This window comes from Duganella guangzhouensis (assembly GCF_009674535.1).
GTDB lineage: Bacteria > Pseudomonadota > Gammaproteobacteria > Burkholderiales > Burkholderiaceae_D > Rugamonas > Rugamonas guangzhouensis.
The window spans coordinates 1-12,808 of record NZ_WKJK01000011.1 but is presented as its reverse complement, the minus strand read 5'-3'; the positions used below and the strand labels follow the sequence as shown (position 1 = coordinate 12,808).

Genomic DNA, 12,808 nt, shown 5'->3' with positions numbered 1-12,808 from the left:
AAAGCGCTATGTTTTCAAGTGCTTAAAATTACTTTGCTTGCGCCGCGGTGACGATGGCCGGACGCAGCAGGCGATCCGCGATCATATAACCTTTTTGCAGCACGGCAACAACGGTATTGGCTTCCTGGTCAGCCGGCACCACGGCCACGGCCTGGTGCTTGTTCGGGTCCAGCTTCTCGCCCTGGGCCGGTTCGATGGCGATCAGGCGGTTGCGTTCGAAGGCCGACGACAGCTGCTTCAGCGTCATCTCGACGCCTTCTTTCAGCGATTCGATGGTTGGCGCCTCGACTTTCAGCGCCATTTCCAGGCTGTCCTTGACCGGCACCATGGCTTCGGCAAAGTTTTCAACCGCAAACTTGTGCGCCTTGGCCACGTCTTCCTGGGCGCGGCGACGGATGTTTTCACCGTCGGCTTTGGCGCGCATGAAGGCGTCGTGCATTTCGGCCAGCTTGGCTTCGGTGGCGGCCAGCTGCTCTTCCAGCGATGGCAGGCCGGCAGCTTGTTCCGGAGTCGATGGTGGGGCCGACGCAGCGGCTTCTGCCGCCTCTGGATTAGGTGGTACGGCTTGGTTTTCCTGATCTTGCATCTAGAGACTCCTACGATCGTATTTGTTTGACATTACTTTTATTACCGCTGTGGCAGCAAATGGGGCAATAACCTATGTTTTCAAGGGTTTTTTTGCCTGCCATCTTGATAACATCAGATTTGCATCAGGCGGCTATTTTAACAGGCTGGCACTCGTCACCCGCAAGTGCTGATTATCGGGTGACGGTGTGGTGAGGCGGGTAATGTTGCTTTTCAGTCGGTTGCGCCGAGCTGAAGCGCGGTGGCGCGGCCGGCTTCGGCGTCTTTTTTGCGCTGCTCGCGCTGCGACGGCGACATCTGCGTCGGCCAGCCGATGATGTGCTGCTCGGCAATCTCCGCCAGCGCGGCGATCCAGGCCGGCGATTCGTTCAGGCAAGGGATATAGCTGAACTCCTTGCCGCCGTTGGCTTCGAAGTCGTGCCGCACTTCCATCGCGATTTCTTCCAGCGTTTCCAGGCAGTCGCTGATGAAGCCGGGACAGATCACATCCAGCTTGCGCACGCCATCCTTGGCCAGCTGCGCCACGGTGGGCGCGGTGTAAGGCTGCAGCCACTCGGCCTTGCCGAAGCGCGACTGGAAGGTGACCACGTACTGTTCCGGCGTCAGCTTGAGCGCTGCGGCCAGCAGGCGCGCGGTTTTGAGGCATTCGCAGTGATACGGATCGCCCAGCAGCAGCGTGCGCTTGGGCACGCCGTGGAAGGACATCACCAGCTTTTCCGGGCGGCCATTCTGCTCCCAGTGCGCCAGCACCGACTGCTGCAGCGCGCGGATATAGCCGTCGTGGTCGTGATAGTTGCGGACGAAGCGCAGCTCGGGGATGTTGCGCACGCTGCCGTAATGCTGGAACACGGCGTCGTAGATCGAGCCGGTGGTGGTGCCGGAGTATTGCGGATATGCCGGCAGCAACAGGATGCGCTCGGCGCCATCGGCCTTCAGCTTGCTCAGCACTTCCGGCAGCGATGGCGAGCCGTAGCGCATGGCCATGGCGACGGTCAGATCCTGATGGCCGCGTTCGCCCAGCGCGCCGCGCAGGTACAGCGCTTGCGCGGCGGTGTGGGTGCGCAGTGGCGAGCCGTCGCGGGTCCAGATCGACGCATATTTCTTGGCCGACTGGCCGGAGCGGAACGGCAGGATAATCAGGTTGAGGATGAACCACCACACCGCTTTCGGGATTTCGACCACGCGCGGGTCGGACAGGAATTGCTTCAGATAGCGGCGTACGGCGGAGCGGGTCGGCTCATCGGGCGTGCCCAGGTTCACCAGCACGATGGCGCTGCGGCTGACACTGCCGTGTTTGTGGGGAGGTTCGGTTTGGAAGGTCATGAATGGCTTAAGGTTGCACCGTAAGCCCCTATCTTAATGGATAAGCTTTGCTATCGCGAAAACGATGGTGCTTGCCGCAGCGGTTAGCGTAATGGCGGTACCGATAAACCACTTCAGCATCCTCAGCTCCATATGTGCCAATTCCGTGCGCAATATGGCGATATCTTCCTTGGTCGACATGCGTGCTTCAACGCCAGCCAGCTGTACCTCGATGCGTACCAGCCGTTGCCTGGTGTCGGCAACGACTTCTTCCATCCTATCAATTCGTTGCTCTGTTTCCATGATCGCCTCCCTTGTAAAGGGCATTGATCAATACTAGCGCGTTTTGTTCGCGCTGAACTGAGCTATATCAAGAGGCCAGCAGCTCGCGCGCGTGCTTGCGGGTGGTGGCGGTGATTTCCAGGCCGCCCAGCATGCGGGCGATTTCCTCCACCCGCGATTTGGCATCCAGCACCTCGATGCGCGAGGCGGTCTTGCCGTTGTCCAGCGTGCCCTTGGCCACCTGGAAGTGTTGGCCGGCCTGACTGGCCACCTGCGGCAAGTGCGTCACGCACAGCACCTGACGCTCCTGGCCCAGACGACGCAGCAAGCGCCCCACCACTTCCGCCACGCCGCCGCCGATGCCGCTATCCACTTCATCGAAGATCAGCGTCGGCACCGTGGTCGCATTCGACGTGATCACCGAAATCGCCAGCGAGATCCGCGCCAGCTCACCGCCCGACGCCACCTTGGCCAGCGAACGCGCCGCCACGCCGGCATGACCGGCCACCAGGAACTCCACCTGCTCGACACCATACGCCGCCGGCTCGCACGCATGCAGCGCGACCTCGAAGCGACCGCCAGTCATGTTCAATTCCTGCATCGCCTTGGTGACCGCCGCCCCCAACTGCTGCGCGGCGCGCGCGCGCGTGGCCGACAGCTGGTGTGCATCCACCAGATAGGCCGCCTTCAGCTTTTCCTCCTGCTTGCGCAAGCCATCCAGATCGCTGGCATCGGCCAGTTGCGACAGCCGCGTCGCCAGCTTGCTGTGCTCCTCGTGCAGCTGCTCCTCCGGCACGCGGAACTTGCGCGCCGCCGAATGAATCGCATCCATGCGCGCCTCCACCGTGCGCAGGCGCGCCGGGTCCAGATCCACGCGGTCCAGATAATCGTTGATCGCATACACCGCTTCCTGCAGCTGGATGCGCGCCGGCTCAATCAGATCCACAATCGGCTGCAGGCCGCTGTCGATATCGGCCAGCTTGCCCAGCTTCTGATTCAGCGACGACAGCTGCGACAGGATCGGATGTTCCTCCGCCTCCGAGATGACGGCCAGCGCCTCCTGCGCGCCCTCCATCAGACTGGCCGCGTGCGACAAACGGCTCTGCTCATTGCTGACCTCCGCCCACTCGCCCGGCTTGACCGCCAGCTTTTCCAGCTCGGTGACCTGCCACTCCAGCCGCTCGCGCTCATACAGCACATTGGCCGCGTTGGTCTCGAATTCCTCCAGCTGCCTGGCCAGCGCGCGCCACGCCTTGTATGCCGTGGCCACCGCGCGCGCTTCGCCAACGGCACCGGCCTGGCTATCCAGCAGATCGCGCTGCGCCTCGGTCTTCATCAGCGATTGGTGCGCGTGCTGGCCGTGGATGTCGACCAGCAGGTCGCCCAGCTCGCGCAACTGCGACGCCGTGGCCGCGATGCCGTTGATGTACGCCTTGCTGCGACCGGCGTTGTCTATCACCCGACGCAGCAGCGCGCCATCCTCTTCCACCGCGAATTCGTTCGCCTCCAGCCACGCGCGCGCCTGCGCGCTGAGCGCGAAGTCCGCCGTGATGTCGGCCTTGGCCGCGCCCTCGCGCACCACGCTGGCGTCGCCACGGCCGCCCAGCGCCAGCGTCAGCGCATCGATCAAAATCGATTTACCGGCCCCGGTCTCGCCGGTGAACACCGTAAAGCCGGCGGAGAATTCCAGTTCTATCGTATCGACGATAACGAAATCACGAATGGACAGGGTACGCAGCATGGAGACCTGTAAGTGTGGTTAAGCGAGTTTGCCCTCACCGGACGGATACTCATTCCAGTGCAGTTTTTCCCGCAGGGTGTGGTAATAGCTCCAGCCGTCCGGATGCAGGAAGGTGATCGCGTGCGGCGAGCGCTGGATCACGATCCGGTCCTGCGACTGCAGGCTGGCGAAGGTTTGCATATCGAAGTTGACACTGATGTCGCGCCCGCGCACGATCTCCACCACGATCTCGCTGGATTCGGGCAGCACGATCGGCCGGTTGGACAGCGCGTGCGGCGCGATCGGCACCATCACGATGCCGCCCAGCGATGGATGCAGCAGCGGCCCGCCGGCGGACAAGGAGTAAGCCGTCGACCCGGTCGGGGTCGAGATAATCAGGCCATCGGAACGCTGGTTGTACATGAACTGGCCGTCGACATCGACCCGCAGCTCGGCCATGCCGGCGCCGCTGCCGCGCATCACCACCACGTCGTTGACGGCCATGCCGACGTGAATCACATCGTCGCCGCGCAGCACCCGCCCTTCCAGCAGCGTGCGGCGCTCGGCCTTGTAGCTGCCGCTCAGAATGCGCGACAGCACATCCAGCATGCCATCCAGTGGAATATCGGTCATGAAGCCGAGGCGGCCCTGGTTGATGCCGATCAGCGGCACATTGAACGGCGCCAGCTGGCGCGCGATACCCAGCATGGTGCCATCACCGCCCATGACGATGGCGGCGTCGCAGCCGGCGCCGATGCCGGCGGCGTCCATCACGCGCACATCATCGAACTGCAGGCCTAGATGGGCGGCGGTGGAGTCATCGAACACCACCTCGTAACCGCCGCCTTGCAGGAATTCGACCACGCTGGTGACCGATTCGGCGATGCCGTCGGTATTCGGGCGCACGACCAGTGCGATAGTGTGAAAAACAGCGTGCGTGGCGGTCATATAATTCTCGGCTTCGGGCTAGGGGGAAGAACACGCAGCAGGGTAACCCATATCGCCCTGTTCGGCTATCTTCCCCAGCGTCGTTACTGTACATTTAAACAGTATATAACGCAAGCCTCAATGGCCGGCCGTGGCCGCGCCGATCGCCCCGGCCACGCCCAGCGCGATGCCGATCGAGATACTGTAAAAGAACATCAGCACCGCCCAGCGCGCGATGGTGCCGGCGCGGCCGCTGTGGTACACGCGCCGCATCGCCCACGGCAGATAGCCCAGCAGCCAGCACCACAGCGCGAACCGGACCAGGCCGACCGGGATTACCAGCATCAGGCTGAACATCAGGAACGCAAAAGCGTTGGTGTGCAGCGCGAACAGCACATGCTCACCAAAACGGCGCCCGGAGCCGAGGTACAGCACCTTCAGGTACAGCGCGAAGAACGGCATCAGGCAAAAGATCGCGTACGGCGCGTAGTGGTAGAAGCCAGCCTGCAGCGCTTCCTTCTGCTGCTCGGCCGGCAAGTCCTGCAGCGCATTCCACTTGTGGCGCAGCGATTCCCAGCCGCGATCCGCCAACCATTGGTCGACATCGTCGCGCGCCATCTTGTGCTTGTCGTCGTCCTTGGCGCCCGGTTCGGCCACACTGTCCGGCTTGGCCGATGCCGGCCGGGCCGCTTGCTGGGCCACCTCGCGCGCGGCGGCCTTGGCGGCCTTGATGCTTTCGCGCGCCGCCGCGTTCTGGTCCCGCTCCATGTCGGCGATGGCCGCTTCCGCCGCCGCCTCGCCGGCGGTATCGGCCGGCGCGGGCTTCGGCACCAGCTTGCCCAATTCCTTGGCCTGTTTGGCGGTCTGCTCCACCAGCGCGATCTTGTCGTCCTTGTCCTCGTCGTCGACCTGCGGACTGTGGCCGCCGAACTTCAGCAGCGCGAAGAACAGCAGGCTGAACGACAGATACAAACGCAGCGGCTGCACGAAGCGCACGCGACGGCCTCGGATGTACTCATTGGTCAGCAGGCCGGGGCGGAACATCAGCCGCGCCAGCGAGCCCCACAGCTTGCCCTCCAGCGCCACATAATGGCCGACGAACTCGTGCAAAAACTCGCGTGTGCTGGCATGGTGCAGCACCGCCTCCTGGCCGCAGTTGGAACAGTAATGGCCGCCCAGCGGCGTTTCACAGTTGGCGCAGTTTTCCGGCGCGGCGGCAGTGCTCATGCGTCAAATCCCTTCAAAAGTGGTCTAAATGATAAACGAGTTCCCGGCAATATTGTCAAAATTCAATCTGGCGACTGATGTAAAACCAACTGGTTAAGATAGCTGTCACAACTAAGCCACGACGGAGGCAGCCATGAAAGACCAGCACGTCAACACCGACGCCAAGGTGAAGAACGACGGCGTCAAACGCATGCCGCACGAGCGCGACGAAGCGCCCGACAACCAAGGCAACAAGCAGCACAGCATCATCGAACAGGCCGCGCGCGACATCGACAGCGGCTTGGTCGACACCGACCTGCACAACCAGCGAGGCGTGCAAAAACCGCGCCCGGATGCGCAAGCCGCGCCGCAACCGCACATCAAGCGCGACTGACGGGAGGCCATCGATGCGATCAGCACCCGCCCTCCTCCTGTTGAGCCTGGCCCCGCTGTGGGCCGCAGCGCAAAGCTATCCGGTCGGCTTCGGCCCCACCCCGCAGTTGCCGGAACCGGAGCGCAAGCTGATCCCCACCGTCAATATCGCGCCCGCCTCATCATGGGGCGCGCAGCAACAGCCCAGCGCGGCGGCCGGCTTTGCCGTCAGCGCCTACGCGCGCGGGCTCGACCATCCGCGCTGGCTGTATGTGCTGCCCAATGGCGACGTGCTGGTGGCCGAAACCAACGCTCCGGCCAAGCCGGACGACGGCAAGGGCATCAAGGGCATGGTGATGAAACAGGTGCAGAAGAAAGCCGGCGCCGCCACCGAATCGGCCAACCGCATCACCCTGTTGCGCGGACTGGACGGCAAAGGCGGCGCGCAAAGCCGCAGCGTTTTCATCAAGGGCTTGAACTCGCCGTTCGGCATGGCGCTGGTGGGCAAGTATCTGTACGTGGCCGACACCGATGCGGTGCTGCGCTTCCCCTACCAACAAGGCGACACCAGCATCAGCGTCGCCGGCACCAAGGTGATGGACCTGCCGGCCGGCACCATCAACCACCACTGGACCAAGAACCTGGTCGCCAGCCCGGACGGCAAATACCTGTACGCCACGGTCGGCTCCAACAGCAACGTGGCCGAGAACGGCATGGACGCGGAACAGGGCCGCGCCGCGATCTGGCAGCTGGAGATCGCCACCAATAAATCCAGGCTATACGCCACCGGCTTGCGCAATGCCAACGGCATGGACTGGGAACCACAGACCAAGACGCTGTGGACCACCGTCAACGAGCGCGACGAACTGGGCAATGACCTCGTGCCCGACTACATGACCTCGGTGAAGGAAGGCGGCTTCTACGGCTGGCCGTACAGCTACTTCGGCCAGCACGTCGACAGCCGCGTCTCGCCGCAGAAACCGGAACTGGTGGCCAAGGCCATCGCGCCGGATTACGCGCTGGGCGCGCACACCGCCTCGCTCGGCCTGAGTTTTTATAACGCCGCGCTGTTCCCGCGCCAGTACCAGGGCGGCGTGTTCATCGGCCAGCATGGGTCGTGGAACCGCAAGCCGCACAGCGGCTACAAGGTGGTGTTCATTCCGTTCAGCGGCGGCAAGCCGTCCGGACCGCCGCAGGATTTCCTGGCCGGCTTCCTCGACCAGGATGGCAAGGCACGCGGCCGGCCGGTGGGCGTGGCGGTGGACCAGGCCGGCGCGCTGCTGGTGGCCGACGACGTCGGCAACGTGATCTGGCGCGTGGCGCCAGCGGCAGCGGCGGCACCGGCACAATCCGCCAGCCACTGATAAAATCCCTGCTTTGCTTCATCTTAAACAAGGATTTACCATGCGCATACTGCACACCATGCTGCGAGTTGGCGACCTGCAACGCTCGATCGATTTCTACACCAATGTCCTCGGCATGAAACTGCTACGCACCAGTGACAATCCGGAATACAAGTACACGCTGGCCTTCCTCGGCTACGGCTCCAATCCGGACCACGCCGAGCTGGAACTGACCTACAACTACGGCACCACCAGCTACGACATGGGCAACGCCTACGGTCACATCGCGATTTCCGCGACCGACATCTACAGCGCCGCCGCCGCCGTCAAAGCCAACGGCGGCAGCGTCACCCGCGAGCCGGGCCCGGTCAAAGGCGGCAGCACCGTAATCGCCTTCGTCACCGATCCCGATGGCTACAAAATTGAACTGATCGAACGCAGCTTTGACGGCGCTGGCGCCGGTCTTTAAACCATGCCGCCGTTGGCGCGCAGTGTCTGACCGTTAATCCAGCTGCCATCCGGGCCGGCCAGGAAGGACACGGCGCCGGCAATATCCTCCGGCTGGCCCAGCCGCTCCAGCGGCGCCATCTTGGCCAGACGCTCGATGACTTCGGGCGTTTTCCCATCCAGGAACAGCGCCGTGGCGGTAGGGCCGGGCGCGACCGCGTTGACGGTAATGTTCTTGCCGCGCAGTTCCTTGGCCAGGATGCTGGTCATGGCTTCCACCCCGGCCTTGGTGGCCGCGTAGGCCGAGTAGCCAGGCAGCAGCGTGCCCACCAGGCTGGACGAGAAATTGATGATGCGGCCGCCCTGCTCCAGCCGCGCCGTCGCTTCGCGCATGGTGTTGAAGCTGCCCTTGAGGTTGACCGCGACCAGGCGGTCGAAGGTGTCGTCATCGGTGGCGGCCAGTTGCGGCAGATTGGGCGGCATGATGCCGGCGTTATTTACCAGCACGTCCACCCGACCCAGTTGGGCGATGGCCTGGTCAAACAGATTGCGTACATCGGCCGCCTTGGCGACGTCGCCCTGCACCGCGATGGCCGTGCCGCCGTTGGCGACTATGGCGGCCACCACCTTATCGGCCTCGGCCACATTGCCGGCATAGTTGACCACCACGGCAAAGCCGTCGCTGGCCAGACGTTGGGCGATGGCGGCACCGATGCCACGCGATGCGCCGGTGATGATAGCTACTTGTTTCATGGTCTTGCTCCTTCTGTTGGTGGTATCGATGGAGCCAGTATGCTCCGCAACAGAAGACCAATAAACCCATGAAAACTGCTATGACCATGCAATTTTCACTAATAATGCCAATGTAAAAAACGCCGGACTAGCCGGCGTTTGCAAGGATGATTAGTGCGTCAGCAGCGCATTGACTGGCGCCAGATCCTCTTCCTTCAGCGAGCCGGCCGCGGCTTTCAGGCGCAGGCCGTTCATCAGCGTATCGTAACGCGCCTTGGACAGATCTTTCTGGGTCGAGTACAGCAGCTTTTGCGCATTCAGCACGTCGATGTTAATCCGCACGCCGACTTGATAGCCCAGCTTGTTCGATTCCAGCGACGATTTGCTCGACACTTCCGCCGCCTCCAGCGCCTTGACCTGCGCCAGACCGCTGTTCATGCCCAGGAAGGCCGAACGCGCGCTTTGCGAGGCGGCGCGCTTGGTCGCCTCCAGATCGTTGCGTGCCTTGTCTTCCAGGGCGATGTTTTCACGCACCTTGCTGGTGATGGCAAAGCCGCTGAAGATCGGGATATTCCAGCTGACGCCGATCGCATTGTTGTTGACCAGGCTGCCGCCATCGCCGGTCTGGCGGGTGCGGCCGGTGGTGGCCACCAGATTAGCGGTTGGCAGGTGATCGGCGCGGCTGCGGGCGATTTCGCGCTTGGCGATCTCCACGTTGAGGCCGGCGGCAACCACCGAATAATTCTGTGTCTCAGCCGAGCTGACCCATGGCTCCACCGCCGCCGGCGACGGCGGCGCGATGGTCACGCCAGGGCGCAGCGGCGCCAGATCGCCCGGCACCTGGCCGATCACAACCTGCAGCGCGGTGCGCTTGTTGTCAAGGTCATTGATGGCCGCGTATTCCTGCGCCACCACCAGATCGTAGGCCGCCTGCGCCTCGTGGGTATCGGTGATGGTCTGGGTGCCGACCTCGAAATTGCGCTTGGCCGAGGCCAGCTGTTCGGTGGTGGCCACCTTCTGCGCCTGGGTCGCGGTCAGCGCGTCCTGTGCGGTCAGCACGTCGAAATAGGCTTGCGCCACGCGCACGATCAGATCCTGCTGCGCCTGGGAGAAAGTGGCTTCGGCGGTGGCCTGCACCAGCTTGCTCTGTTGGTAGGTCTGCCACGCGCCCCAGTTGAACAGCGGCTGCGACAGCGACACCGTGTAAGTGTTGTAGTTGTACTCGGTATCGCTCTTGGTGCGGATGCCCAGCACGTTGGCGGCGGTGATGTCGCCGGTATTGCGGGTATCGCTGCCGCTGGCCGAAATGCTAGGCAGCAGCACAGAGCGCCCCTGAGTGATGCGTTCCTGACCGGCGGCAAGCGAAGAGCGGGCGCTGGCGTAAGTCGCGTCGTTAGCCAGTGCCTGCTGGTACACCTGAAGCAAGTCGGCCGCCTGTGCGTTGAGCGTCAAAACAGCGCTGGCGATCAGCACGGCGATAAGGGGTCTCTGCATTGCAATCTCCGTTGGAGTCATCAAAAAAGTTGAACAAATCAAAAACACAAACCTCAACGCCGCGCCGGCCGACCAGCGCGCGGGCCGTTAATACTTGGCCATCGTGCTATCGACTTGCAGCGCCCAGGCGTGAATGCCGCCGGTCAGGTTGATCATCTTGCCGAAGCCGTTACGCTCCAGGAAGGCGGCCACCTGCATACTGCGCGCGCCGTGATGGCAGATGCAGACGATTGCTGCATCCTCATCGAGATCATCGATGCGCGCCGGTATGGTATTCATTGGAATCTGTACCGAGCCGTCAATACGGCAGGTTTCAAATTCCCAGTTTTCACGCACGTCCAGCAACATCGGGCTCGGACGCGCGTCATCTGCCAGCCAGTCGGCCAGCTCCAGCGCGGTAATCTGCTGCATGGTCTACCTCGTCTCAGAACTGGAACTTCGACGGCTCCACTGCCGACGCCAGCGCCTTGACGTTGGTTTCGAACAGGGTGCGGGTGTCGTAGCCCGCTTCGCCGGTACGGGTGATCAGCTGCGCCTTCATCGCCGGCGCGTGGCCGATGATGACCGCCAGACGGCCACCCACTTTCAGTTGCTGCAGCAGCGCTTCCGGCAGCACCGGCAGCGAGCCGGACACCACGATCACATCGAACGGCGCGCCGTTGGTCCAGCCCTGCGCGCCATTGCCCAGCTCCACCGTCACATTGGTGATGCCGTTGTCGGCCAGGTTCTTCTCGGCCAGCGTCTTCAGTTCCGGCGCCACTTCCACCGTCGTCACATGACGCGCCCGGTGCGCCAGCAGCGCGGCCATATAGCCCGAACCGGTGCCGATTTCCAGCGCCGACTCGTGTTTTTTCAGCGCCAGCTCTTGCAGCAAACGGGCTTCGATCTTCGGTGCCAGCATGACCTCGCCGCCCGGCAGCGGGATTTCGATGTCGGCAAAGGCCAGCGCCTTGTGCGCGGCCGGCACGAAGTTTTCACGTTTAACCACGTGCAGCAGCGCCAGCACCTCGGTGTCCAGGACGTCCCAAGGGCGGATTTGCTGTTCGATCATGTTGAAGCGGGCTTGTTCGATATTCATCTTATGACTCAGGTCGGGATTGAAATAATCCGTCATTTTATCGTTGAACTGGCGTCGAGGCACATATTAACGATACAACGGCCGGATCGCGGGAAATTGCGACAGTCTGCAGTTTAAGGGGGATGAACCTACCAAAATGGCAAGCTGGACGGAAAAACAGGAGCGGCATCTCATGCGGCGCTGGCTTTCAGGCCACGCAGGCTGGTGGAGATAAAGGTCTCCATGAAGTCTTGCGGGGTGATTTCCGGCATGTCGCAGGTCGGCATGTAGGAGTGGGTCCACATCATCAGCATCAACACCGGCGCGATCAGCACCCGCGTCATCACCACCGGATCAACCTGGCGGAACTCGCCGCGCTCGATGCCGCGCTTCAGCACCTGGGTGACCAGCAGGCTGCCGCGCGCCACCACCTCCTCGTTGTAGAACTGCGCCAGCTCGGGGAAATTGTGGCCCTCGGCCAGTATCAGCTTGGTGATGCCGCCCAGCGGCGTGGCCCAGATCTCGGTCCACCAGCGCATCAGCAGCGTGCCGAGCAACTCGGCGCTGTCGCCGTCGTAATTGGCCACATCCTGCTCCGCCTCACCGATGGTCGCGACGATATTGGCGCGCACCACCGCCTTGAACAGTTCTTCCTTGTTAGCAAAATACAAATACAGGGTACCTTTGGAGACGCCGGCGCGTTTGGCCACGTCCTCCAGACGGGTGGCGGCGTAGCCGCGCTCCACGAATTGTTCCAACGCCGCCGCCAGCAACTCCTGCGGCCGCGCATCCTTGCGCCGCTCCCAGCGTGGCTTGGTGTCTTGAGGGGCTTGCATGGGTGTAGTGAAAGTAACTTACTTATGAGTCATTAATATAAACGCAAGGCCGGGCAGCGTCAAGCAGGAGTTGTTTGGCTAGCCATCGTCAAAGTTACCTGACCGGCGCCTGGCGTGCTGCACCACTCCGACAGGGGCAGCCAGTAAGCCAGCAGGGCGTATCAAGCCAAGCTGACAGAATTCGGCATGACGTGTTCGATGAGTCGCAAGGGAAACTGCTGGGATACTCGCCAACCGAGAGCTGGTTTAACAGTTTTAAGAACGAGCGCTACCACGGAGTGCGTTACGCGACGCAGGCCGAAATGAAGGCAACCAGCTTTGAGTACATCGAGGTGTTTAACAATCGCAAACGGCAGTATTCAACCCTCGGGTATAAATTGTTCGTTTGCTCGCAGAATTGACCCATTCCAATTGACCCGCCTTCCACTGCCTGGCAAACGCCGCCACGCGGTCGTATGACCCTTCATAGCCGAGTTCTTTCAGTTCCAGATGGAGCTGCTTCAAA

General features: G+C 62.4%; 14 protein-coding genes and 1 pseudogene. 4 read left to right on the top strand and 11 right to left on the bottom strand.

The window, feature by feature from the left end; genetic code table 11:
• Positions 1–28 precede the first annotated feature (28 nt).
• The 6 genes from grpE to GJ699_RS20335 form a co-directional block, all read right to left on the bottom strand.
• The gene (grpE, locus tag GJ699_RS20360; protein ID WP_154379669.1) at positions 29–586 is read right to left on the bottom strand and encodes a nucleotide exchange factor GrpE; all 558 of its coding nucleotides are present in this window, start codon (positions 584–586) and stop codon (positions 29–31) included.
• Between the two features lie 212 nt (positions 587–798).
• Positions 799–1,908: a ferrochelatase gene (gene hemH / locus GJ699_RS20355; RefSeq protein ID WP_154379667.1), complete on the bottom strand. Its 1,110-nt coding sequence runs from the start codon at positions 1,906–1,908 to the stop codon at positions 799–801.
• Positions 1,909–1,941: 33 nt separating this feature from the next.
• The gene (locus GJ699_RS20350) at positions 1,942–2,190 is read right to left on the bottom strand and encodes a hypothetical protein (RefSeq protein WP_229262200.1); all 249 of its coding nucleotides are present in this window, start codon (positions 2,188–2,190) and stop codon (positions 1,942–1,944) included.
• A gap of 67 nt (positions 2,191–2,257) precedes the next feature.
• A complete protein-coding gene (gene recN, locus GJ699_RS20345; RefSeq protein WP_154379665.1) occupies positions 2,258–3,910 on the bottom strand; it encodes a DNA repair protein RecN in 1,653 nt (550 codons plus the stop codon).
• A gap of 18 nt (positions 3,911–3,928) precedes the next feature.
• Positions 3,929–4,837: an NAD kinase gene (locus GJ699_RS20340; protein ID WP_154379663.1), complete on the bottom strand. Its 909-nt coding sequence runs from the start codon at positions 4,835–4,837 to the stop codon at positions 3,929–3,931.
• A 117-nt stretch (positions 4,838–4,954) separates the two neighbouring features.
• Complete coding sequence (locus tag GJ699_RS20335; RefSeq protein ID WP_154379661.1) at positions 4,955–6,043, bottom strand: DUF3667 domain-containing protein; 1,089 nt, start codon at positions 6,041–6,043, stop codon at positions 4,955–4,957.
• A gap of 133 nt (positions 6,044–6,176) precedes the next feature.
• On the opposite strand from GJ699_RS20335, the gene GJ699_RS20330 reads away from it, so the two are divergent.
• Genes GJ699_RS20330 through gloA form a run of 3 tightly spaced genes read left to right on the top strand, consistent with a single transcriptional unit; the run spans position 6,177 to position 8,206 of the window.
• Complete coding sequence (locus GJ699_RS20330) at positions 6,177–6,416, top strand: hypothetical protein (protein WP_154379659.1); 240 nt, start codon at positions 6,177–6,179, stop codon at positions 6,414–6,416.
• Positions 6,417–6,429: 13 nt separating this feature from the next.
• Positions 6,430–7,758 carry a PQQ-dependent sugar dehydrogenase gene (locus GJ699_RS20325; RefSeq protein WP_154379657.1) on the top strand — a complete coding sequence of 443 codons (1,329 nt, stop codon included), beginning with the start codon at positions 6,430–6,432 and terminating at the stop codon, positions 7,756–7,758.
• A gap of 40 nt (positions 7,759–7,798) precedes the next feature.
• Complete coding sequence (gloA, locus tag GJ699_RS20320; protein ID WP_154379655.1) at positions 7,799–8,206, top strand: lactoylglutathione lyase; 408 nt, start codon at positions 7,799–7,801, stop codon at positions 8,204–8,206.
• Here gloA and GJ699_RS20315 read toward each other — a convergent pair.
• From GJ699_RS20315 to GJ699_RS20295, 5 genes are all read right to left on the bottom strand, one after another.
• A complete protein-coding gene (locus tag GJ699_RS20315) occupies positions 8,203–8,937 on the bottom strand; it encodes an SDR family oxidoreductase (protein WP_154379653.1) in 735 nt (244 codons plus the stop codon). The genes gloA and GJ699_RS20315 overlap by 4 nt on opposite strands.
• Before the next feature lie 150 nt (positions 8,938–9,087).
• Positions 9,088–10,410, bottom strand: a complete 1,323-nt coding sequence (locus tag GJ699_RS20310; RefSeq protein WP_154379651.1) for a TolC family outer membrane protein — start codon at positions 10,408–10,410, stop codon at positions 9,088–9,090.
• Positions 10,411–10,497: 87 nt separating this feature from the next.
• Positions 10,498–10,821, bottom strand: a complete 324-nt coding sequence (locus GJ699_RS20305) for a rhodanese-like domain-containing protein (protein WP_154379650.1) — start codon at positions 10,819–10,821, stop codon at positions 10,498–10,500.
• A gap of 13 nt (positions 10,822–10,834) precedes the next feature.
• Positions 10,835–11,488, bottom strand: coding sequence for a protein-L-isoaspartate O-methyltransferase family protein (locus GJ699_RS20300; RefSeq protein WP_154379648.1), 654 nt, complete (start codon positions 11,486–11,488; stop codon positions 10,835–10,837).
• A gap of 170 nt (positions 11,489–11,658) precedes the next feature.
• Positions 11,659–12,303, bottom strand: a complete 645-nt coding sequence (locus tag GJ699_RS20295; RefSeq protein WP_154379646.1) for a TetR/AcrR family transcriptional regulator — start codon at positions 12,301–12,303, stop codon at positions 11,659–11,661.
• Positions 12,304–12,405: 102 nt separating this feature from the next.
• Here GJ699_RS20295 and GJ699_RS20290 point away from each other — a divergent pair.
• Positions 12,406–12,704 (top strand): annotated as a pseudogene (locus GJ699_RS20290) (IS3 family transposase); the annotation flags it as partial.
• Between the last annotated feature and the right edge of the window lie 104 nt (positions 12,705–12,808).